At 72.7% G+C, this 20,941-nt stretch carries 17 protein-coding genes and 1 pseudogene; 7 read left to right on the top strand and 11 right to left on the bottom strand.

The genetic code is table 11. The features are described from left to right. Positions 1 to 80: 80 nt before the first annotated feature. The 3 genes from AWQ70_RS26680 to AWQ70_RS26670 all read right to left on the bottom strand — a co-directional run bounded on the left by AWQ70_RS26680 (position 81) and on the right by AWQ70_RS26670 (position 3,493). Positions 81 to 485: a DUF6221 family protein gene (locus tag AWQ70_RS26680; protein ID WP_067181461.1), complete on the bottom strand. Its 405-nt coding sequence runs from the start codon at positions 483 to 485 to the stop codon at positions 81 to 83. 248 nt (positions 486 to 733) lie between these two features. After that, positions 734 to 1,420 (bottom strand): hypothetical protein, encoded by a 687-nt coding sequence (locus AWQ70_RS26675; RefSeq protein WP_067181457.1) that lies wholly within the window; start codon positions 1,418 to 1,420, stop codon positions 734 to 736. A gap of 48 nt (positions 1,421 to 1,468) precedes the next feature. Further along, positions 1,469 to 3,493 carry a sensor histidine kinase gene (locus tag AWQ70_RS26670; RefSeq protein WP_067181453.1) on the bottom strand — a complete coding sequence of 675 codons (2,025 nt, stop codon included), beginning with the start codon at positions 3,491 to 3,493 and terminating at the stop codon, positions 1,469 to 1,471. A 732-nt stretch (positions 3,494 to 4,225) separates the two neighbouring features. Here AWQ70_RS26670 and AWQ70_RS26665 point away from each other — a divergent pair. Genes AWQ70_RS26665 through AWQ70_RS26655 form a run of 3 tightly spaced genes read left to right on the top strand, consistent with a single transcriptional unit; the run spans position 4,226 to position 7,592 of the window. Next, a complete protein-coding gene (locus AWQ70_RS26665) occupies positions 4,226 to 5,407 on the top strand; it encodes an FAD-dependent monooxygenase (RefSeq protein WP_067181450.1) in 1,182 nt (393 codons plus the stop codon). Next, positions 5,407 to 6,957, top strand: a complete 1,551-nt coding sequence (locus tag AWQ70_RS26660; protein ID WP_067181446.1) for a serine/threonine-protein kinase — start codon at positions 5,407 to 5,409, stop codon at positions 6,955 to 6,957. Before AWQ70_RS26665 ends, AWQ70_RS26660 begins: the two co-directional genes overlap by 1 nt. A gap of 8 nt (positions 6,958 to 6,965) precedes the next feature. After that, positions 6,966 to 7,592 (top strand): TetR/AcrR family transcriptional regulator, encoded by a 627-nt coding sequence (locus tag AWQ70_RS26655; protein ID WP_067181627.1) that lies wholly within the window; start codon positions 6,966 to 6,968, stop codon positions 7,590 to 7,592. A 57-nt stretch (positions 7,593 to 7,649) separates the two neighbouring features. Here AWQ70_RS26655 and AWQ70_RS37995 read toward each other — a convergent pair. The 3 genes and pseudogenes from AWQ70_RS37995 to AWQ70_RS39280 all read right to left on the bottom strand — a co-directional run. After that, positions 7,650 to 7,826 (bottom strand): annotated as a pseudogene (locus AWQ70_RS37995) (superoxide dismutase); the annotation flags it as partial. Between the two features lie 220 nt (positions 7,827 to 8,046). Beyond that, positions 8,047 to 8,841, bottom strand: a complete 795-nt coding sequence (locus AWQ70_RS26650) for an inositol monophosphatase family protein (RefSeq protein WP_067181443.1) — start codon at positions 8,839 to 8,841, stop codon at positions 8,047 to 8,049. 11 nt (positions 8,842 to 8,852) lie between these two features. Then, positions 8,853 to 9,008, bottom strand: a complete 156-nt coding sequence (locus AWQ70_RS39280) for a type 2 periplasmic-binding domain-containing protein (RefSeq protein WP_157530426.1) — start codon at positions 9,006 to 9,008, stop codon at positions 8,853 to 8,855. A gap of 92 nt (positions 9,009 to 9,100) precedes the next feature. Between AWQ70_RS39280 and AWQ70_RS26645 the strand changes: the two genes are divergently transcribed. Beyond that, positions 9,101 to 10,021: an EamA family transporter gene (locus tag AWQ70_RS26645; RefSeq protein ID WP_067181438.1), complete on the top strand. Its 921-nt coding sequence runs from the start codon at positions 9,101 to 9,103 to the stop codon at positions 10,019 to 10,021. A gap of 118 nt (positions 10,022 to 10,139) precedes the next feature. Here the strand turns inward: AWQ70_RS26645 and AWQ70_RS26640 are convergent, their stop codons facing one another. The 5 genes from AWQ70_RS26640 to AWQ70_RS26620 all read right to left on the bottom strand — a co-directional run bounded on the left by AWQ70_RS26640 (position 10,140) and on the right by AWQ70_RS26620 (position 17,940). Continuing rightward, positions 10,140 to 12,674: a CehA/McbA family metallohydrolase gene (locus tag AWQ70_RS26640; protein ID WP_067181435.1), complete on the bottom strand. Its 2,535-nt coding sequence runs from the start codon at positions 12,672 to 12,674 to the stop codon at positions 10,140 to 10,142. Then, positions 12,667 to 14,157, bottom strand: a complete 1,491-nt coding sequence (locus AWQ70_RS26635) for an APC family permease (RefSeq protein WP_067181432.1) — start codon at positions 14,155 to 14,157, stop codon at positions 12,667 to 12,669. Before AWQ70_RS26635 ends, AWQ70_RS26640 begins: the two co-directional genes overlap by 8 nt. 228 nt (positions 14,158 to 14,385) lie before the next feature. Further along, entirely contained in the window at positions 14,386 to 15,870 is a 1,485-nt protein-coding gene (locus AWQ70_RS26630; protein ID WP_067181429.1) for a PucR family transcriptional regulator, read from the bottom strand. A 55-nt stretch (positions 15,871 to 15,925) separates the two neighbouring features. Beyond that, on the bottom strand, positions 15,926 to 16,321 hold the full coding sequence (locus tag AWQ70_RS26625) for a cupin domain-containing protein (protein WP_218004669.1): 396 nt from the start codon (positions 16,319 to 16,321) through the stop codon (positions 15,926 to 15,928). Beyond that, positions 16,318 to 17,940 carry a N,N-dimethylformamidase beta subunit family domain-containing protein gene (locus AWQ70_RS26620; RefSeq protein WP_067181425.1) on the bottom strand — a complete coding sequence of 541 codons (1,623 nt, stop codon included), beginning with the start codon at positions 17,938 to 17,940 and terminating at the stop codon, positions 16,318 to 16,320. Before AWQ70_RS26620 ends, AWQ70_RS26625 begins: the two co-directional genes overlap by 4 nt. Positions 17,941 to 18,115: 175 nt before the next feature. Here AWQ70_RS26620 and speB point away from each other — a divergent pair, with 175 nt between their 5' ends. The 3 genes from speB to AWQ70_RS26605 all read left to right on the top strand — a co-directional run bounded on the left by speB (position 18,116) and on the right by AWQ70_RS26605 (position 20,939). After that, positions 18,116 to 19,060: an agmatinase gene (gene speB, locus AWQ70_RS26615; RefSeq protein ID WP_067181422.1), complete on the top strand. Its 945-nt coding sequence runs from the start codon at positions 18,116 to 18,118 to the stop codon at positions 19,058 to 19,060. A gap of 122 nt (positions 19,061 to 19,182) precedes the next feature. Then, positions 19,183 to 19,575 carry a hypothetical protein gene (locus AWQ70_RS26610; RefSeq protein WP_067181418.1) on the top strand — a complete coding sequence of 131 codons (393 nt, stop codon included), beginning with the start codon at positions 19,183 to 19,185 and terminating at the stop codon, positions 19,573 to 19,575. 98 nt (positions 19,576 to 19,673) lie between these two features. Beyond that, on the top strand, positions 19,674 to 20,939 hold the full coding sequence (locus AWQ70_RS26605; protein WP_067181414.1) for a hypothetical protein: 1,266 nt from the start codon (positions 19,674 to 19,676) through the stop codon (positions 20,937 to 20,939). Positions 20,940 to 20,941 lie beyond the last annotated feature (2 nt).

The raw sequence follows: 20,941 nt of genomic DNA, 5'->3' as shown, positions 1-20,941 counted from the left end.
CGAGGGCGCGGCTAGCCCGACGGCCCCCAAGCGTGAACAGCACCGCGGCGGATGCGCCTCCGGCGGGCAACGCGGAGCGTTCAGTCACGCCACTCCGGGCGGTAGTCCGAATGCCAGTCATAGGCGGCGGCCTCAAGACGCAGGAGATGCTCCGCCTGTGCGTGCTCCCCGACATCCACCCAGCTCCCGCCGACGACGTGAGCGAGATATTTGAGACGGTGCTTCTTGGCGGTCAGATCCGTCAGGACCCGGGCGGGGTCGTGGTGAACCATGTGCCGCTCACACCGCACGTTCATGGTCGCCGCGATCTGCGGCTGCTCGCAGTCGGACACCTCCATGTGCTCCCGGCCGTACACGCCCGGGCGGGTGAAGGAAACCGGATCATCCGCCGTACGGGAGGAGAACCAGTGACGCGGTTCGCACCGGTCGGCGATCTCCTCGGCCTCGGCGATACGAGCACGCAGGAACGCGATCAGGTCATCCATGGGGACTCAACCCTCATCACTCGGGTGACAGCAGGTGGCCTCCCATCATGACCGGGACCGCCTCGGCGTGTGACGGCCACGATCCGCCCGACACCTACAGTGAGTGCATTATTTCGCTCCGTGAGGAAGGTTTTCCTCCTGATAACCCGGCGAAGCGGTCGAAAGCACTCACCTCTTGATGATCAAAGGATGCCCGTCGACGACCTGAGTGCCACCGAACGCTGGTGGTCGACGAGTCTCCACTCCTCTTACGGCGACTCCGCCGGAGAGCGCCGACGCCGCTCCACGAGGAGGAAGCGGACGACGATGAAGCCGACACTCGCGGCAGCCGCCGTCCAGACGATCGTCTTCCCTATAGCCTGGACCACCTCGTTCCTGCCGGGCGGGAGCACGAACATCTGTACGGCGGCGCCGACCGGCACGGTCGATCTCGCGAGCAGACCGATCGCCCCTGATCGCCTGACGCATGTACCGATTGCACCCAGGGGCGCTCCGAAGACGACACTGGCGACCCACCACAGGAGCGGCTCGGACTCGTACCAGGAGATCTGCCCGCCGCTACGGATTGCGTCCACGATGCTGTACGCGGCCGTGGCCGCAAGCAGGGCCAGTGCGCCGGCGGCAGCACCGAGCCGCGCCGGTGCCGTGGGACGGCTCTCCCCGGCGCGTGAGACCAGCCACCCCACCGCGACCGCCAAACCCGCCCAAGCCCAGCCGGAGTCGAGCAGCACGCTCACGATTTCCGGGACCGACCACCCGCTGGTGGTATACGCACGGCTTCCAAGGTCGGCATTGCTGTTGGAGAGGGCGTTCATGAGGGAGGTCGCCGCGCCGAATCCGGCTCCGACCGCCAGGGCGGTCACCAGGATCTCGACGGGACGGAAAACACGCGAGCGGTCCCGCCGTCGGCCGCCATGCCGCTGATCGTCAGTCACGGTGCCTTCCTACCGTAAAGGTCAGGATTGTGCGGCGGATCCCCAGGGTCATCCGGAGCGGACATGGGACAGCAGGTTCCCGGCCCCGTCGGAGCCGGCGCCGAAGCGTCCGGGAAGCGGGAGCGTGGCCTCGACCTGCGTCCCCGGCCTTGCGTCGACGCGTGCCGCGGGAGCCTGGCCGATCAGGCAGGTGCCGCCCAGTTCGGCGGCGCGCTCCCGCATCGAGGCGAAGCCGACGCCGGAGCGCCGGTGCGTGGGCAGCCCCTTGCCGTCGTCGCGTACCCGTACGACCAGCGCGTGCTCCGAGCGGGCCAGGGTGACGGTGGCGCTGGTGGCGTCGGCGTGCTTGCGCACGTTGGTCAGCGCCTCCTGCGCGATCCGGTACGCCGCGACCTCCACCGCCGCCGGCAGGTCGCGGGTCTCGCCCTCCACCTCGACCTGTACGGCCGGCCCGGGCTCCGCGGCGAGCGCGCGCACCGCCCCGGGCAGACCGAGGTCGTCCAGACTGGGCGGCCGCAGGCCGTAGACCAGGTCGCGGACCTCCTGGCTGACGGAATCCATGCTGCTGCGCAGGTCCCGCAACATCCGGTCGGCCGAGGACGGCGCCTCGCGCAGGCGCAGCCGGGCCACGTTCAGCGTCATCGACATGTTGGCGAGCGCCTGGCCGAGGCCGTCGTGCAGGTCGCGGCGGAGCCTGCGCCGCTCCTCCTCGCGCGCGGTCAGAATGCGCTCCCTGGAACGTTGCAGGTCGGCCGCCGTCAGCACGGCGTGCGCGACGTCCGCGACGTAAGGGGTCGCCGCCCGGATCAGCCGCTCGGTGTAGGCGGTGGAGAAGCGGCGCGGTCCGGGCGGCCCGATCAGCATGCGGCCGACCGGCTCGCCGTGCCACACCAGCGGGAGGGCGCGCGGCTCGGGCCCGGCCACGCCCAGTTCCACCCGCATGCCCGCGGAGCCGACCTCGACGAGGACGCCGGTGACGCCCAGGCCGTCGAGCACCACCGCGGTGACGGCGGCCAGCGCGTTGACCGGATCGGTCTCGCCGACCTCGCGGGCCAGCCTCCGGGCCAGTGCCTCGGGCCGGCCGTGCCTGCCGTACAGCATCACGTCGGTCATGCGGCGCAGGCGCGTGCGCAGCGGCTGGAAGAACGCGCCCGCCGCCAGCGCGGCGGCCAGCCCCGCGACCTGGTCGTAGCCCGACACGAGAAGCCCGGCCAGCGCGCCGGTGCCGAAGTAGACCGCGCCGACCGCCACGATCAGGCCGGTCGCGACGACGGTCCGGCTGATGACGGTGTCGATTCCGTACAGGCGGTACCGCAGCACGGCGAACGCGATCGCCACCGGAATCAGCCCGGTCCAGATCGTCGCCGGCAGCCAGTAGTCGTTGCCGAGCAGTACGAACATCGCGTAGACGACGAAGGCGAGCAGCGGCCAGGCGATCTGCCTGCGCGCCGCCGGGGCCGCGCCCCGCAGCCGTACCGCCTGGGAGAGTACGGAGAGCACCATGCAGGCGTTGACCAGCAGAGTGAGCGAGCCCATCAAGGCCGTGTGATGAGGAGCCAGGGCTTCGATGGCCAGCGGGCTCGGAATGACCTCCGGCCAGCGGTACGTGCTCGCGGGTGGCGTGGGCCGCACCATGTTGCACACGCCGTAGGCGACGATCGCGACCACGCCGCCGATCGCCGCGGGCAGCCAGCGGCGGGAGGGCAGGCGGTCGTCCGGCGAGAGCAGCGGCACGAGGGTGGCCAGCGTGCACCCTCCGACCACCCAACCCGCGATGGCCAGAAGGCGCAGCCAACCGGCACTCTCCAGGTGGCCGGCCGACGCCTGCATGAACTGCAGCCCGATCGCCATCACGTTGACCGCGCAGCCGAGACCGCCGACGCACATCAGCCAGGCCAGCCTCAGGCGGGGCCGGTGCGCGATCAGGAACGCGCCGATCAGCGGGAACATCAGGCCCGCGCTGTGATCGGACGCCGCGGGCGGCCACGGGGACCACTCCTTCGGCAGCGACAACTGGATCGCGGTGCCGGCCGCGGTCAGGGACACCGACAGTACGGCCAGCGCGGCGGACATCCTCCGCGCCCGCGCCGCCCGCCGGGCGTCCGTGCCGCCTCCCTCCGGAGACGCGGTCGCGGCCTCTTTTCCGCTCCCGCTCGCGGACGCCGTTCCACCCGTCCGATCCGGCGCCCGCGTCACGGCGGCCGAGGCCCGGCTCGCACCGGCGTCCCCGCCTGTATTCACGCTTCGCATCCCTTACCCCGTAGAAACCCCAGTGCCCGGGGCGATCAGCACGCGCCGTTCGCGACGCCTCGGATGATCACCGGCAGGTACGCCCTTCCTGCCGATCCGCAGCTCCCCACGCTCCACTCCCCGCGGCGCGGTCAGGCTGCCTCTGTACCGTTCCATTGAGTCGTCGCCCCCCGGAAGGAGAATGAGCCGGGCGGCCCGATCAAGATTGTCACAGCCCCGGAGCTGGAGCGCCAGGTAATCCGGGAAAGGCCGGCCGCCCGCTCGATCCCGGCAGGTGTCCGGAGCGGACCCGCGCGGATGCCATCCCTGGCCGTGCCGGATCCGCTCGCCCTGTTCCTCCTGCTCCTTCCGCTCCTGGCGCCGGTCGCGGCGATCGGAGGATCGGATCGGCGGCTCACATCACGATCGCCCGCGTACGAGGACGTCGGCTGCCTTCCCGCCCGTCCGCGGACCTGGGTTGCTTCGTCTTTTGCCGGAAATAACAGGATTTGTCGGAGTTGAGCGATCGCTCAAAAGTGCTTATCGTCGGGCATCGCCTCATGAAGGAGGGGATCGATGTCCGGACTCGATGTGGTCGTCGTGGGCGGCGGGATCGGCGGCCTGGCCACGGCGGTGGCCCTGCACCGGAGCGGCCTGCGGGTCGCCGTACTGGAGCGGGCGGCGGAGTTCACCGAGGTCGGCGCGGGCCTCTCCCTGTGGCCGAACGCGATGCGCGCGCTCGCGGCGATCGGCCTGGCCGATCGGGTGGTCGCGCTCGGCGAGGTGGAGACGGCGGGCGGCCTGCGGGATCGCGCCGGCCGCTGGTTGTCCCGGGTGGACAACGCCGAGATCGCCCGCCGGTACGGCCACCCCCTGGTGGTGGTGCGGCGGGCGGATCTGGTGCGGACGTTGGTCGCGGCGCTGCCTCCGCGCGCATTGCTGCCCGGCCGCGAGATGCGCGCGGTACGCGAGGACGGCGAGGGCGTGGTGGTCGAGCATCCGGGCGGGAGCCTGCGCGCGGATCTGGTCGTCGGCGCGGACGGCCTGCGCAGTGACCTGAGGAGGCAGCGGTGGCCGGGCTCCGGGGCTCCCCGCTACTCCGGATGCACGGCCTGGCGGATGATCACCGATCCCCTCGCCGCGGCGGAGCCACCGAACGCGCTGCGATCCGGGGGCGGCGTGTTCTGGGGGCGCGGCGAGCGCATCGGGTTCACGGCGCTGAGCGGTGGGCGGTTCTACTGTTTCGCGGCGGCGACGGCGCCCGAAGGGGGCCGCGCGACCGGCGAGGAGATCGACGAGGTACGGCGGCGCTTCGGTGGCTGGCCGGACCCGATCCCCATGCTGCTGGCGGCGGCGCCCGCCGGCGGGGTGCTGCGTCATGACGTGTACGAGCTTCCGCCGCCGCCGTCGTACGCGCGGGGCCGCGCGGCTCTGGTGGGAGACGCGGCGCACGCGATGGATCCGATGCTGGGCCAGGGGGCGTGCCAGGCGCTCGAGGACGCGGTGACGCTCGCCGCCTGCCTCGGCGGGGGCTCCGGCGTCGAGGCGGCACTGGCGCGCTACGACCGGCTGCGGCGTCCGAGGGCGCGGGCCGTGGCGCGTCGTTCCGCGCGGCTCGCCGCGCTCTCCCGGTGGACGTCACCCGGGGCGGTGACGGTCCGGGACCTGGCCGCGCGGCTGATTCCGGCCGCGGTGACGTTGCGGTCGATGGCGCCGATCCTGGACTGGCGTCCGCCGGTGGAAAGAGCGGAGGCATAGTGCCCGACTGGACGTACCAGCCGTTGCGCGGGATCGCGGCGGCGCTGCTCGGGGCGGACCGGTCGCGGCGATGGGCGCTGCGGGCGCTGGCCACGGTGGGGTCGCTGCCCGGCGGCGGGTTCGTGGTCGCGCGGGCGTTCGGGCATCGCCATCCGCCGTCGCTGCTGGCGGGGACGGTGGCCGGCGTGCCGGTGCGGAGCCGCCTGGGTGCGGTGGTCCCGCCGCGGGTGGCGCGGGACGCGGTACGGGCGCTGCCTCCGCTGGGCGCGGGTCTCGTCGAGGTGGCTCCTGTGGGGGAGGCGGACGTCCCCCTGGTCGTGAAGGCGGCGGAGGGGCGGCGTGTGCCGGTGGTGGCGCGGGCCGAGGGACCGGACGTGGCGAGGATGCTGGCACCTTACGTGGACGGGTTCACGACGGGGGCGGATCCGGGCGTGGTGCGCCTGACGTCTCCCAGCGTGGGGCCCGCGGTCGAGGCGCTGGCCGATCCGACGGCGGTGGTGCTGGCCGCGCCTCCGGTGCTGGTCGGCTCGGGGCCGGGCTGGTTCGCGCGGGTGGCCGAGGCGGTGACGCCGACCTCCGCCCCGCCGCCCGTACGGAAGGTGGGCGGCGATCTCCGGCGCTGGCCCGCGTGGTGGTGGGCGTTCCTGGTGGGGGCCGGGCTGGTCGTCGCGGGTGTGGGCGCCGCGCTGATCACGATGGGACCGGTGCTGCTGTGGTACGACCGTGCCTTCCTCGGCATGGGGACGGAACGGTTGCAGGCGATCAACCGTCGCCTGGTGGGGTTCCTGCAGCACGACCGGATCACGATGGCCGGGACGATGGTCGCGGTCGGGGTGCTGTACGCCGGTCTGGCGATGGGGGGAATGCGGCGTGGGTGGCCGTGGGCGCGCGAGGCGTTGACCGTGTCCGGGTGGATCCTGTTTCCGGCGTCGCTGTCCTCGCTGCGCTGGGGATTCGTGGAGCCGTTGCACGCGGCGGTCGTCGTGGTCCTGTTCCCGATGTTCGTCATGGCGGTGCGGCGCCGTACGGCCGGGCCGGGGTGGACGGCGCGGCCGGAGGGGCCGCGGCGCGAGTGGCGTGCGGCGCTGCTCGGCCAGCTTCTGATGGTGGGCACGGGCGCGGGGCTGCTCGTCGGCGGTGTGGCGGTGTCGGCGGTAGGTGTGACCGACGTGTTCGTACGGAGTGATCTGGAGTACCTGGGGACGGGACCGGAGGCGTTGCACGCGGCCGGACCGGGGTTGCTGCCGTTCGTCGCGCACGATCGGGCGGGGTTCGGAGGAGCGCTGACGGCGGCCGCCGTGGCCATCACATTGGTGAGCGCGTGGGGGTGGCGGCGGGGCGAGTCGTGGGTGTGGTGGTCGCTGGCGCTGGCGGCGGCGGCCGGGTTCGTGCCCGCCGTCGTGGTGCACGGGGTGATCGAGTACTCTGACTTCGGTCATCTGGCCCCGGTGTTCGCCGGTGTGGGCCTCACCGTGACCGCCCTGATCCTGTCCCGCCCCTACTTGTGCGCGCGTCCTCGGAAGGTCCGCCGACCTCCGGACCCGCCGTGATGGATGACATGGCCGACACCCGACAACGACTGATCGACGGCGCGATCGACACGATCCGCCGGCAGGGCGTCGCGGGGGCGTCGGCGCGGGTCATCGCGGGGAACGCCGGGGTGAACCAGGCGCTGATCTTCTATCACTTCGGCAGCGTGCAGGAGTTGCTGAGGGCGGCCACCCTGGCGGCGACGGAGGCCAGGGTCGCGCCGTTCGCGGCGCGGCTCGACGAGGTGTCGTCGCTTCGCGAGCTGCTGGATCTGGGCCGCGGTGTGCACGCGGAGGAGCGTTCCCTCGGGAACGTGACGGTGCTGGCGCAGATGCTGGCGGGCGCGCAGGCGGATCCTGAGCTGGCGGAGGTGACGTCGACGGCGCTGAGCCTGTGGATCGGGCCGATCGAGCGGACCCTGGAACGGGTGCTCGCCGGGTCTCCCGTGGCCGAGTTCGTCGACGTCTCCGGGCTGGCGCGCGCGGTGTTCGCCGGGTTCGTCGGGCTGGAGCTGTTCGAGGGAGCGGATCCGGCCGGCGCGGCGGCGGCGTTGGAGGCGCTGGACCGGCTCGGCGTGCTGCTCGAGGTGGTGGACGATCTGGGCCCCGTGGCGCGGCGCGCGTTGCGCCGGAGGCTGCGCGCGGCCGAGGCCTGATGCCGCGCGCGTGATGCCGCGCGCGTGAGGAGAGAGACCCTCGCGGGCCGGAGACCCTACGGCGCCGAACTCGCCCTTGTTCCTGGCCTCGGCCAGCCGGTCCAGGGTGTCGTTCGCGCCCTTGACGTAGGCGGCGTGGTGCTTGGCGTGATGCAGTTCGAGGATCTCGCCGGTGATCGCGGGCTCCAGTGCCACGTAGTCGTAGGGCATGTCCGGAAGCCTGTACCGACCCATCGCTGTCTTCCGCAGTTGAGTACTAGTTGCAAATAATACGCAACAACGATACTTATGCGACAAGCCGCGAGGGAAGCGCCCGCGCCACTTCCGATCACGCCGTCGGCGCCGAGGACGCGTACCGGCGCCGCCGCGACGACGGCCTCCACGCCGGCCTCGGTCGCCGGTGTGCTCGCCACGGAGCCTGGGGTGCCGTCGCGTGGAGGCGCGGCCGGGCGGATCAGCCGAACAGGAGCGGGCGGACGGTGTTCCAGCAGGTCTGATCCGCGGCGTTCAGCAGGCCGGGGCGCGGGTCGGCGGGCCGGTAGGGGCTCCCATCCGGGCGGCGTGCGACGCCGCCCGCCTCGGTCAGCAGCAGGACGCCGGGGGCGTGGTCCCAGGGCAGGGTCCGCTGGAACAGGATGAAGTCCTGGTCGCCGTCCAGCAGCCGTGGATAGTCCACGCCCGCGCAGGTGGTGCCCGGCCCCAGGGCGGCGAATCGGGGCGCCGCCGCCTCGACCCGTTCCCTCGCCCTCGCGTCGAGGAACCTGGTCAGCGCCGCCCCGCGCAGTCGTGCCGGATCGGCGGGAGCCGGTCCACGGCGCACCCGGATCCCGTCGCGCCAGGTCCCCGCCCCTTTCTCGGCGACATATACGCGGCCATCGGCGGGGCGCACGATCCACGCCGCGACGGTCTCCCCGCCCCGCACCAGCGCCACCATCACCGCGTACTCGGGGCGGCCCGCGACGAAGTTCGAGGTCCCGTCCAACGGATCGACCAGCCAGGCCGCCGGCGCCTCCCGCAGCGCCGTGACGAGTCCCGGGTTCTCTGCGGCGGCCTCCTCGCCGACGACCGGGGCATCCACCACCCCGCGCAGCCGGCGGCCGATCAGTTCCTCGGCCTCGCGGTCCGCCACGGTGACCACCTCGCCGGGCGACTTCTCCGCGACCTCTCCCGCGGCCAGCGCCCGGAACCGGGGAAGGATCGCGACCTCCGCTGCCTCGAGAAGGATTCCTGTCACCTCGTCGATCCACATGGACCACGACGTTAGTCCAGGCCCCGCCCCGCCTGATCGGGCAGCGCGTCGTCCTGCGCCGTCGCGGAGCGCGACGCGCACCTGGGGTGCCGCTCCCGGAAGCGCCGGAGCGCGACGGGTACGCCGATCGCGGTCACGGTCGGAATCACCCCGATCGTCAGCCGCACGGTGACGGTGGCGCCATCTATCGCGTTCGCAGATTGATGTGATGACAAGCATGTCTTGGACTCATCGATCGGGTTCCGTGCAAAGTGATGACATGACCGTGAATCTCTCAGCCGCCGCCGTCCCGGTGACGACGTCGCCGCGGGTGGGCGCGACCTTCGCGACCGCCGTCGCCCCCGCGGTGTGGGGCACGACCTATCTCGTCACCACGGAACTGCTCCCCGCCGGGCATCCGATGTTCGCCGGCCTCATGCGGGCGCTGCCGGCGGGTGTGCTCGCGCTCGTCCTGACCAGGACGCTGCCTCGCGGAGCGTGGTGGTGGAAGGCCGCGGTGCTCGGGGTGCTGAACATCGGCGCCTTCTTCCCGCTGCTGTTCCTGGCCGCCGAACGCCTGCCGGGCGGGGTCGCGGCGACGTTCGGGGCGGCGCAGCCGATCATCGTGGCCGTGCTCGCGGCGCTCGTCCTGGGCGAACGTCTCTCACGGTGGCGGCTGGCCTGGGGTGTGGTCGGCGTGATCGGTGTCGGGCTCGTCGTCATCGGCCCGGCCGCCGCGATCGACGGCGTCGGCGTGGTCGCCGGCCTCGCCGGAGCGGGCGTGATGGCGCTGGGAGTCACGCTCACCAAACGCTGGGGACGACCGGAGGGCGTGGGGCCGATGGCGCTCGCGGGATGGCAGCTCACCGCCGGAGGTCTCGCGCTGCTCGCCGTCGTGACCCTCTTCGAGGGTGTCCCCGCCACGATCGACGCGCCGGCGGCCGGCGGGTACCTCTGGCTGGGGCTGGTCGGCGGGCTGCTCGCCTACACGCTCTGGTTCCGGGGCATCGGCGTCCTGAACGTCACCGCCACCGCACTGCTCGGCCTGCTCTCCCCGCTCGTCGCGGCGATCCTCGGCGCGCTCGTCCTCGCGGAACGGTTCACCGTGCCGCAGCTCATCGGGTTCGGCCTCGCCCTGGCCGCGCTCGTGGCGGGGCAGCTCTCGCCCTTCCGATTCCGGAAGGGCGGGCTGCCGTCATGAGGGCCGCGGCCGCCGGGTCGACCGGCGTGTCCGGCACACGCGCCGCCGCCGGAGCCGCCGGACGAGGGTCCGCCCGTCGACGCCGGCGGAGTGCCGGGGCCGCCCGCCGCGGCCGCGGTCAGCGGCGCTCGGCCGACCGCGCCCGCAGCAGCTCGCGGGCCTGGAGGAACGGCGCGCGCAGGAAGGCCATGTGGTCCTCCTGCCCGTGCCTGTGGCAGGCCCGGCCGGGCCACACGCTGCGGCTGCGCTCGTCGATGTAGGCCAGGGAGCCGTCGATGAGGTTGAGCATGTGCCGGACCGTGCCCTCGTCGAACCTGCCGTAGCCCTCTCCCGTGCGCACGTAGACCGGCGACGTGTGCGCCATGATCGGCCGGGCCCACACGTCGTGGTGCCGGGCGACGTCCGCGCCGGGCCCGTAGCAGCGCGCCGCGATCCACGAGTCCTCCGTGACCGGCAGATCGGCGACCAGTTCGAGCGCCCGCGCCGGACGCTCCGAGCGGTGCTCGGCGACGACGCGGCCGTTCATCACGATCTCGATCCGCTCCAGGTCGAAGATCGACTCGACCCGGGCCTCCACCCGTACCGGGCCGCCGCCGGGCGCGCTGACGTCCTGTCCGGGGCGGTGGCCGTTCACGTCCATGTGCAGGAGCGGCCCGCTGGTCACGAACGTCGCCCCGCCTTGTACGGCCCGGCACCAGGCCCAGTAGTCCAGCTCCTCCTCCGGCGGCACCTGGGCGTAGGTGCGGATGAGGCCGATCGGCACCTCGCTGCTCATCTTGTCCGTGCCGCCCACGAGCGGGATCCGATATCCGGCGTTGAGATAGCGGTAGTACTCCTGGATGTTGTACGGGTCGTAGGCGATCATCTCGACGGCGTCGAGCCTGCCGGTGGCGAGCAGGGCGGCCGCCTCGCCGTTCGGCACCGGGAAGTGGGCGAGCACGACCGTGCCGCCCTGCTCGTGGCACTCGTCGGCCCAGTGCGACAACGTCGTCTCCAGGCCGCCTCCGAGCTCCGACTCCTCGGCGCCGCCGGTGCACCACGGCATGATCGGACGGCGCAGCCCGAGCAGGTTGATGTGCCCGAGCATGCCGCTGCGGTTCTCCTGCCCGGCGAAGACGTGGGTGTGGCCGTCGGCCGAGGTGTGGGGCCGTCCGGTGAACTCCTCGGTGTTGGTGAACAGGTGGCCCCACTGGCTGAGCAGGAGGTTGGTGATGCGCACGTCCTCGCCGCGCGCCTCCAGCTCGGCGCCGAGGGTGGACACGAAGTGGACATGGGTGTCGCCGCTGTACCAGCCGGTCGCCGTCATGTCGGTCATCCGGGTCAGGGTCAGTTCGAGCTCGGACTGACCCGGCCGGATGGTGACGGTCGTGCTGATCGGCCGGTACTCGAACCCCCGGGCCGCCTCGACCGTGACCTCGCCCAGCGGCAGCCAGCCCTCGCAGGTGCCGTCGATGTAGGAGTACGTGGTCGCCCCGAGGCGCACGTCGCCGCCGATGTCGAGGTTCCAGGTGTTGCCGTCCGAGTTGATGTGCCCGTGGTGACCGTGCGGCGGGTACGGGACGCCGTCGGCGGACCGGAAGTGGATCCGGCAGGGGACCGGCTCGCCGGTGGCGGCGTCCCTGACCACGGTGCGCACCCACGCGCGACCGGCGTCGGGCACCCGCCAGGTGACGCCGCCGTCGCTCCGCCGACCGGCGTCGAGCAGCTCGTCCCAGCCGCACGCGCCGACGACGGACCCGCCCCGCGAGAGGGTCAGCCGCGCCGACGGGGTGGCGGCGACGCGCACGTACGCGCGGTGCTCCTCCTCGACGGGCGCCCCCCACGCGGGCGTGCCGGACCCGTCGTCCGGGACGTCCGCGACGCGGCGGTAGAGATAGGTGGCGGAGCCGCGGTCGACGGTGACGGACAGGTCCTCCGTGACCGGGCCGAGCGACGGGTCGAGGTCGATCAGGACGTCCCGCCACACCGTGCGCCCGAACGGGTCCTCGTCCAGGTCGCTGGTGGTCACCGCGCCGACGAGGACGCTCGGCCCCAGCGAGCGGATCTCCAGGCCGCTGACCTTCACGCCCGGCCGGGGGTTCTTGAAGGGCCACAGATAGAACCGGTACGGCAGCACGTACGGCGACCTGGCCTGCGGGTCGTCGATGTCGACGAACCGCGCGCCCGCCGCGTCGAAGCGGCCGTGGGTGCGCGGCATCAGCCGGTGCTGCGCGTCGGGCACCGCCAGGAACGGGGTCTGCCCCCAGTCGAGGGGGATCGCCCGGTCGCTCCACAGCCGGGGGGTCGGCCCGATCTCGAACCGCTGGCGCACCGGCAGCCGCTCGGAGCCGCCGTCCTCGTACAGGAGGGTGTAGTGCGCGCAGACGTCGCCGACCGTCTGGCCGTCGAACAGGTCGGGCGACTCCAGCGCGTGCGCGATCACCATCCACTCGAAGGAGCGCTCCACCGGGATGGTGACGGCGTCTCCCTCGACCCGCAGCAGCGCCGCGTCGGCGGCCCGCTCGTCGCCGAACCGGAACGGGATGCCGTACAACGTCCGGGCGCCGAGGGGGTAGGAGTCGCCGTCGTCGAGGATCGAACGGGGCGCGTTGAGCACGCCGGCCAGGTCCACCGGCCGGTAGCCGCGTTCGGCGTGGGAGTGCCGCTCAGCCATGGTGGATCACCTGTTCCTCCCGCCCCGCGGGCGGCTCGTCGACGGACGTCTGGGCCAGCGCGGCGTAGAGCTGGGGAGCGCGTGCGCGCAGCCGCAGCGCGCGGGCGACGCCGAGGACCAGGGCGGCCACGCCGACGCCGATGATGACGACGTTGGTGGCGGTGCCCGCGCCGGTCAGCAGCGGCAGGTTGGTCAGGACCAGGACGAGCACCACGGCCAGCCCCAGGAAGCTGAGACCGGGGGCGATCGTGGTCCGGAACAGCCCGGCCTCGGGCGCCTCGCGGCGCAGGAAGCGGATGATCGCCAGGCAGCACAGCGCCCACAGGCCGATGATCCCGAGGAACCCGAGCGCGCTGCCCCACAGGAGCAGGCCCAGGTACGGGTCGAGCCCGAAGGAGGCGAACGCCGCGACGGCCACCGCCGCCAGGCCGCTCTGCAGGAGGCCCGCCACCCACGGCGCCTTGGTCCTGGGGTGGACCCGGCCGAGGGCGCGCGGCAGGAGACCCTCGCGGCCCATCGCGAAGAAGTAGCGGTTGGCGGCGTTGTGCAGCGCGAGCAGCGCGGCGAACGCGCTGGTCAGCAGCAGGACGTGCATCACCTCGGTGATCGGGGCGGGCACGTACGAGTCGAACACGGCGACGACGAGGTTGACCGGGTCCGCCTCGGCCGCCCCCGCGATCTTGTCCGCGCCGTACGCCATGACGATGACCCACGTGATGAAGGCGTAGAAGACGGCGATGAACCCGACCGCGATGTAGGTGGCCCTCCGGACCGTCCGGATGCCGCCGCGCGCCTCCTCGCTGAAGATCGCGGTGGCCTCGAAGCCCATGAAGGCTCCGGCGACGAGGGCGAACATGGCGCCGTTGCGCGGGTCGAAGACCTTGCCCGGCGCGAACGACTCGGCGGACCAGTGACCGGATCCCCCCTTCGCCAGGACGTACACCGCGAGGACGACCAGGACGGCCGTCTCCAGCACGAGCAGCACACCGAGGATCCGGGAGCTGGTGTGGATGCCGCGGTACCCGAGCCAGGCGACGAGCGCCACGCAGACCAGCGCGAACACGTACCACGGCACGTCGAGGTCGAAGTAGTTCTTGAAGGTCTCGGTGGCGTAGACGCCGAGCGCGCCGTACGTGCTGATCTGCAGCGCGTTGTAGGCCGCGATCGCGAGCATCGCCGCGCCCGAGCCGACCGGCTTGCCGAGGCCCCGGGAGATGGTGGCGTAGAAGGCGCCCGCGTTCCGCACGTAGCGGCTCATCGTCATGAACCCGACAGCGAAGAGCGCCATGACCACGCCGGCGACCAGGTAACCGCCCGGAACGGACGCACCGCCCTTGAGGAAGTGCAGGGGCGCGACGGCGACGATGAGCGTCAGCGGGGCGAGCGCGGCCAGGACCGTGAAGACGAGGTCCTTGGTCCCCATCGCGTCCCCGGCCAGGGCGTTGGGCGCGTTCGGCGCGCTCTCGGTGACGTGACCTGGCATTGGCTCGCTCCTTAACTGCGGGGGGCACACCGGTGTGCGGGAAGAAAGGAAGGAAGGGAAGGGAAGGGCCTGCGGGCGGCTGCGCGCCGGGGCCGACGTAACGCAGGAGCATAGGACGGGCACGTCGGCGCGGACGAGCGACGATCCGTCCAGCTCTCGCGGCCGACGGTGTACGTTCCGCACATTCCGTCGAGGGACGCCGCGAAGAACCCGGGCGGGGGAGCGGCCTCAGAGCTCCTCGAGCGCCCGGAGGGCGAGATGGAGCTCCACTCTCGTGTCCGCGTCGCCGAGCCGGCAGTCGAGGCTCGCCTCCACCTGCCCGATCCGGTGGCGCACGGTGTTGCGGTGGACCCCGAGCTCCTCGGCGGTGCGGTCCCAGTGGCCGTTGTGGCGCAGCCAGACCCGCAGCGTGGCGAGCAGGTCGGCGGCGTCCTGCTGGCGGCGCTCGTGCAGCGGCCGGAACCGGCGGTCGGCGTACCGGCGCAGCCGGTTCATGTCCAGCGCCCCGGCGAGCCCGTCGATCTCCGTGCCGCTCACCACGCAGTCACCCCGGAACAACGCCGTGCGCAGCGCCCCCAGGGCTTCCTCGTGCGCCGCGCGCAGCCCCGTCACGGGATGGGCCGAGCTGATGCCGGCCAGCCAGCCGGCCTGGGCGAGATCATCGGTGATCTTGGAGAGCGGGGCGGACTCGGGCAGCAGCGCGACGCAGACCGCGCCGTCCTGGTCGACGAACGGGGACGCCAGCAGGGAGGCGAGCTCGGCCAGCCGGGTGCCGGCCCGCCGGTCGCCCGCCCGGTCCGTCGCGCGTACGCAGGCGACCCGCCAGAGGGACACCGAGCCCTGCACCCCGAAGACGGCGGCGGCGTGCTGGATCCAGCGGGGCGAGTGCGGGTCGAGCGCCAGCGCCAGCGCCGCCTGGCCCACCTGGTGGGAGGGCCAGTTGTCCGTCGTATCCGGGATGATCAGGCCGAGCAGGGCGGCCGCCGTCAGCACGAGGGTGCGGTCGGTCACCCCGGCCACCATCGGGGCGCCCACCGCCAGCGCGTAGCCGGAGGGCAGCGGCCCGGTCACCGACTGCACCATGACACGCTGGTCGACCGAACTCATCGTGGCGCTCGCCGGGCCCGTGCTCGCGCAGACCCGGTCGATGGCGGCCCGCACGTCGGCGTCGACGCGCGGCACCCCGCCGGACCACTCCCGATCCCGGTCCCGGTCGTACAGCACCGCCCACCCGCCGGTGTGCGCGGCCAGCAGCTCCAGCGTCCTGGTGAGCGGGGACGGGCCGGCGGCGGCCCTGATCAGCGCGCGCTGCGCCTCCGTCAGCCGCCGGATCTCCGACAACTCCGACGAGAGGAGCTGCCCGTAGAGCAGCTCGGCACAGGACTCGAACGCGACCGAGGCGGGGACCTCCAGCAGCGGGAGATCCTGCTCGCGGCAGGCGGCCACGAGCTCGCCGGGCACCCGGTCGAAGACCGGCGTGACGCCGAAACCCAGCGCCGTGATCCCGGCCTCCTTCACCAGGCGCACGTACTCCGCGCTCTGCTCGGGCCGCAGGTTGGTACCCGCGAGGAGCAGCAACTCGTTGCCCTGCAGATACTGCGAGGGGTCGGTCAGCTCGCTGACGTGAACCCAGCGGATCGGCGCGTCGAGCCGGTCCGCGCCCGACAGCACCGTCAAGCCCAACTGGGCGACGAACACGCGAAGCGGGACCATTGGGTAACTTTAGTGTCACCGTCGCGATGCCCTCGCCGCCCGTCCGCTCCCGCGCTCAGCGGCTGACCGCGACGAAGATCTTCTCGCTCGGCTCCACCGTGATCCAGTCGCCGCGGAAACCCTGCGGGATGTGGAACGACTCGCCGGGGCCGAACTCCTTGCGCCGCCCCTCGGCGTCCTGCACGGCGACCCGCCCCTTGAGGATGAAGCAGATCTCGTCGTACGGCCAGGAGTCGAAGCGCACCGCCCCGGGCTCGCCCCGCCAGAAACCGCCGGTGTACGAGGTGGTCGCGCCGCCGAAGACGCGGAACTCCTCCTCGCTCCACTCCGGGGACAGCAGGTGGTAGTCGCTCAGCGGCGGCACGAAACGCTCGCCGTTCCGGGCGTCGATGCTCCGGACCTGGTCGATGCCGGCCTCGGCGGCCGGTACGGGGTTCGTCGGGGTGGTCACGAGGCGGCTCCGAATCGGCGAAGGACGTTGTGGGTGATGCGTTCGACGAACGGGTCGCCGAGGCTGAGCACGTGGGACCACTCCGTGGTGCCGCCGTTGAAGACCTCGCCGTCGCCGCGGGTGAAGGCGGCGATCATGCCGGCGCCGCGCATCTCGCCCTCGTGCACGTAGTCGGGCAGATCGTCGCCGAGGTCCGCGTTGTAGTTGTAGACCTCCTCCTCGGGCCCGCCGATCGGCACGCGGCCGCCGAAACGGTCCTCCTCGCCGCGTACGGCGGGGGCGAGAGCGAGGATCTCCAGGGTCTCCGGTGCGCCGTCCTCGAACGTCGGGTACGGCAGGCCGCGCCGGAACGTGTACTCGACCGAGTCCAGCTCGAAGGCGGCCAGGAACGACGGGGGACCGCCGAGCAGGTCGCCGTAGTAGAGGTCGGTCCCCTCGAACGCCCAATGGTGCGGCCGGTAGACGGTGAAGCCTCCCGACGAGCGGGGCGTGGCGACGCCGTAGCGGTTGTAGATCCCGCCGAGACCGTTGAGGCCGATGGTGGTCGCGCCGGGCCGGTTGACCGACTTCGCCTCCCACACGGTGCTGGCGAGGTGGGGCGTCTCGGCCGCGGCGGGGTCCAGGGACGGCAGCCGGTAGCAGTACTGCGTGTTCCCGTCGTCGCTGAGCCGCACCTGCCACTGGTAGTTGCCGCCGAACCTGGCGAGGTGGCCGCCGCCGTCCACGTAGGCGTCCACGGTGTCACGCATCCGCCAGGACCAGTACTCGTCGTGGCCGACCACGACGACGCAGGAGTATCCGTCCAGCGCCCGCGGGTCGAAGTGGAGGTCGTGCTGGGTCAGGTAGTCCAGCTCGTATCCGTTCCGCTCGGCCCACACCACGAAGTGCCGCTCGTACGTCGCCCAGAAGGCGTCGGCGTGATGGCGGCTGTAGCCGAAGAGGCGCGCCCACTCGTAGGAGGGGTAGCGCGGGGCCCCGCCGATCGGCAGCACACCCGGGTTGGCCTCGCGCGGCGCGCCGGCCGGCTTGCGGATCATGCCGCGCGCGATGGGACGCTGCGTCGAGGCGAGCGGCGACCCGGCGTCGTTGCGCGGGTCGTCTCCCAGGCCGCGGTAGTGGTTGGCGCCGCCCCAGTCGTTGTAGGCCAGCATCGTGCTGGTGGTCAGCACGAGCGCGGTGCGCGCCCGCCGGTGCGCCGGCGCCTTGACGACGAAGAAGTGGTCGCGTTCCCACAACTCGCCCGAGGGAGCGACGGCGCGGACCGTGACGATGTAGAAGCCGCTCCGCCAGTCGTCCGGGATCTCCAGCTCCAGCCCAACCGGCCAGTCGCAGCCGGTGGCGTGCGCGTCGGCCGGCGCCTCGAAGCGGCCCGCCGACAGGCCCTGCCGGGACCACACGCGTTCCGGCTCCAGCCCGTCGCGGACCACCTCCAGGTCGAACGACGGGACGCTCGCGCTGAGGTGGAACCGCACGGTCTCACCCGGAAGGTAGGAGAACCGGTCGGTGTAGCACCACACCTCGGCCGCGTCCGGTGTACTGAACGCGCGTTCTGACGGCCACCCCTTCGGTGACCAGGCGAAAGCGGCCGGGAGCCCGGCCGCTGTGATCTCGTCGCTCACATTTCTCCTCGGCTCGTACGTGACCCACCGAGTTTATGAACGGGCGGGTGCCGAGGAATGGACGAGTCGCACAACGCCCGCCTCGCCCCATGGACGGTCCGCCCAGAGGCGGCGCGGCCGGATCCCGCTAGAGTCGGCCCGCGTCCGCCGACTCTCCGTGAAAGGACCGACCAGCATGACCGAGCCCCGGGGGCCAGTCGACTCCTCCCGCGTCCCGCGCTTCGCCGGCCCGGCGACCTTCGCCCGGTTGCCCCGCCTGGACGAGGTGGGACGCGCGGACGTGGCCGTCGTCGGCGTGCCGTTCGACACCGGTGTCTCCTACCGGCCCGGCGCGCGGTTCGGTCCCTCGGCGGTCCGCGAGGCCAGCCGCCTGCTGCGGCCGTACCACCCGGGTCTGGACGTCTCGCCGTTCGCCGCCCAGCAGGTCGCCGACGCCGGGGACATCGCCTGCAACCCCTTCGACATCAACGAGGCCGTCGAGACCATCGAGGAGGCGGCCTCCGCGCTGGCGGCCGACGGCACCCGGCTGGTCACGATCGGCGGCGACCACACCATCGCGCTGCCGCTGCTGCGCGCCGCCGCCCGCCTCCACGGCCCGGTCGCGCTGCTGCACTTCGACGCCCACCTGGACACCTGGGACACCTACTTCGGCGCCGAGTACACCCACGGCACGCCGTTCCGCCGCGCGGTCGAGGAGGGCATCCTCGACACCGAGGCGGTCAGCCACGTCGGCACCCGCGGCCCGCTGTACGGCAAGAAGGACCTCGAGGACGACCGGCGGATGGGCTTCGGCGTCGTCACCTCCGCCGACGTGATGCGGCGCGGCGTGGACGAGGTCGTGGACGCGCTGCGGCAGCGGATCGGGGAGCGGCCGCTGTACGTGTCGATCGACATCGACGTGCTCGACCCGGCGCACGCGCCCGGCACCGGTACGCCGGAGGCGGGCGGCCTGACCAGCCGGGAGCTGCTGGAGATCCTGCGCGGCCTGGCCGGGGCGAACCTGGTCGGCGCGGACGTCGTGGAGGTCGCCCCGGCCTACGACCACGCCGAGATCACGTCGGTCGCGGCCTCGCACGTCGCGTACGACCTGGTCAGCCTCCTCTCCCTCACCGAGAAGTAGGGCCCGGCCCGCGGCGACGGGTGACGCGGGCCCGCGGAGCGCCGCACGGAACCGGGCGAGGTCCGTCCGATCAGGGCCCGCCCCCGCCGACGGGTCGCGCAGAACTGTGGATACTGCTGACCATGACATCGGACGGCACCGGATCGAGGAGCGGTGGGAGACTCCTCGCCCTCGGCATCATCTGGTTCGTGGGCACGCCCCTCCTGGCCGTGCTGGCGTTCATGTTCGGCTTCGCGCTGGGGGACAACGAGCCCGCGAACGAGAAAGCCGCCACGGTCCTGGTCGTCGCCGCCCTGATCCTCGGCCTGGGGGCGCCGGTCGTCGGCCTGCTCCTCTCCCTGGCCGCCCGCAACAAGATCGGCCTGGTGGGCTACGGCCTGATCACGGCCGCGATCGGCGTCCTTCTCTACACCCAGGTCGCCGCGCCCATGCTGGCGAAACGCACGATCCGCGTCGAGGAACCCCTGGTCTGCACGGCACCGCCGGACAGAGCCTCCGGAGTGCCCGGCTGCTAGCCCGTGCCGTCCTCCCGATCGTGACGGCGGGCGGGCCCGCCACCCTGGGTAGATTGGTGCCCGCGGATAACGATCTTCAGGGAGGAGTCCGCGGAAGCATGAGCAGCGATCAGGTCGGTCTCGACCAGGGGGCCTCGGCGGGCGGCCGGGGACGCGGGACGCGCCGGTGGGTAGGGGCGGCCCTGGCCGTAGCCGCGGCCGTGGCCGTCGCGTCCGGAGTCGCCGCCGTCACGCGCGACGAGCGCCGTACCGACGACCCCGGAGCGGGCGCGGCGTCCGCGACCCCGGAGCCCAAGTGGGACGGCGAGGGCGCGCGCACGGTGTGGCCGGAGGCGGTCGCGTCGCTGCCCAAGAAGTCCGCGGACGGACTCCTCTACCGCGCGGTCACCGCGCTCGGCCCCACCGAGATCCTGCTCACCGCGGAGTCGTCGTCCGAGAAGCGCGAGCGGTTCGAGGTCTACGACATGAAGACGGGCCGCAGCCGCGTCCTCGCCCGGATCCCGTCAGGAGGCGAGGGGTACGTCGAGCAGAACGCGGAGGTGGGCGAGGACTACATCGTCTGGTACGGCCGCAGGCCGAGCAGACCGGAGAGATGGGCCGACTTCTGGGTGGCGCCCCGGCAGGGCGGGGACCCGATCCGGGTCGGCGAGGTGACCGGCGACCTCGCCGGGATCGATCGCTTCGGGGTGACCGGGGACCACGTCGTCTGGTCGGCCGGGAACGGCGGCGTCTACCGCATGCCGATCGGCGGCGGCGAGCCCGAGAAGATCCCGGGAACGGACGGGCTGTGGCTGGCGTCCTGGCCCTGGGCCCGCAACGTGCCCGCGGAGAGCGACATCGAGACCGGGGAGATGTACGCCAACCAGAACGTTCTGGTCGACCTGCGCACCGGCGTGCGGCGGACCATCACCCCGCCGCCGGGCACCATCGGGCTGCGCTGCTCGGCGCAGTGGTGCGTCGGCCGCGAGGGCGGGGAGCCCCTCGTGATGCGCGTCGACGGTTCGGGCCGCACGCGCCTGCCGTGGAACGTGGCCGAGCTGGAGATCCACGGCGACCGCTTCGTCGAGGCGAACCGCGACAACACCACCCTGATGTACGACCTCGTCACCGGTAAGGCGGGCGCGGTCACGGCGGTCAGCCCGGACGGGAGCCTGGGCTCGTACCGGCAGGGCGCCTCGTCGTCGCCCACCCAGGTCTACCTCTGGAACGCGGGTGGCCTCGAGATCGAGGAGACCTGCACGCCGGCGGCGGGAGCCGGCGGGAAGGGAACACCCGGCCCGTCTCCGACGTGTACGACGAAGACGGTCGAGCCGGGCGACACGTACGACGCTCTCAACCTGGCCGCGATCCCCGGGAAGGGATGAGC

This window comes from Microtetraspora niveoalba (assembly GCF_001570405.1).
In the GTDB taxonomy this organism is placed as follows: domain Bacteria; phylum Actinomycetota; class Actinomycetes; order Streptosporangiales; family Streptosporangiaceae; genus Microtetraspora; species Microtetraspora niveoalba.
The sequence above is the reverse complement of the archived record's forward strand: the minus strand, read 5'-3'. Positions and strand labels throughout refer to the sequence as shown.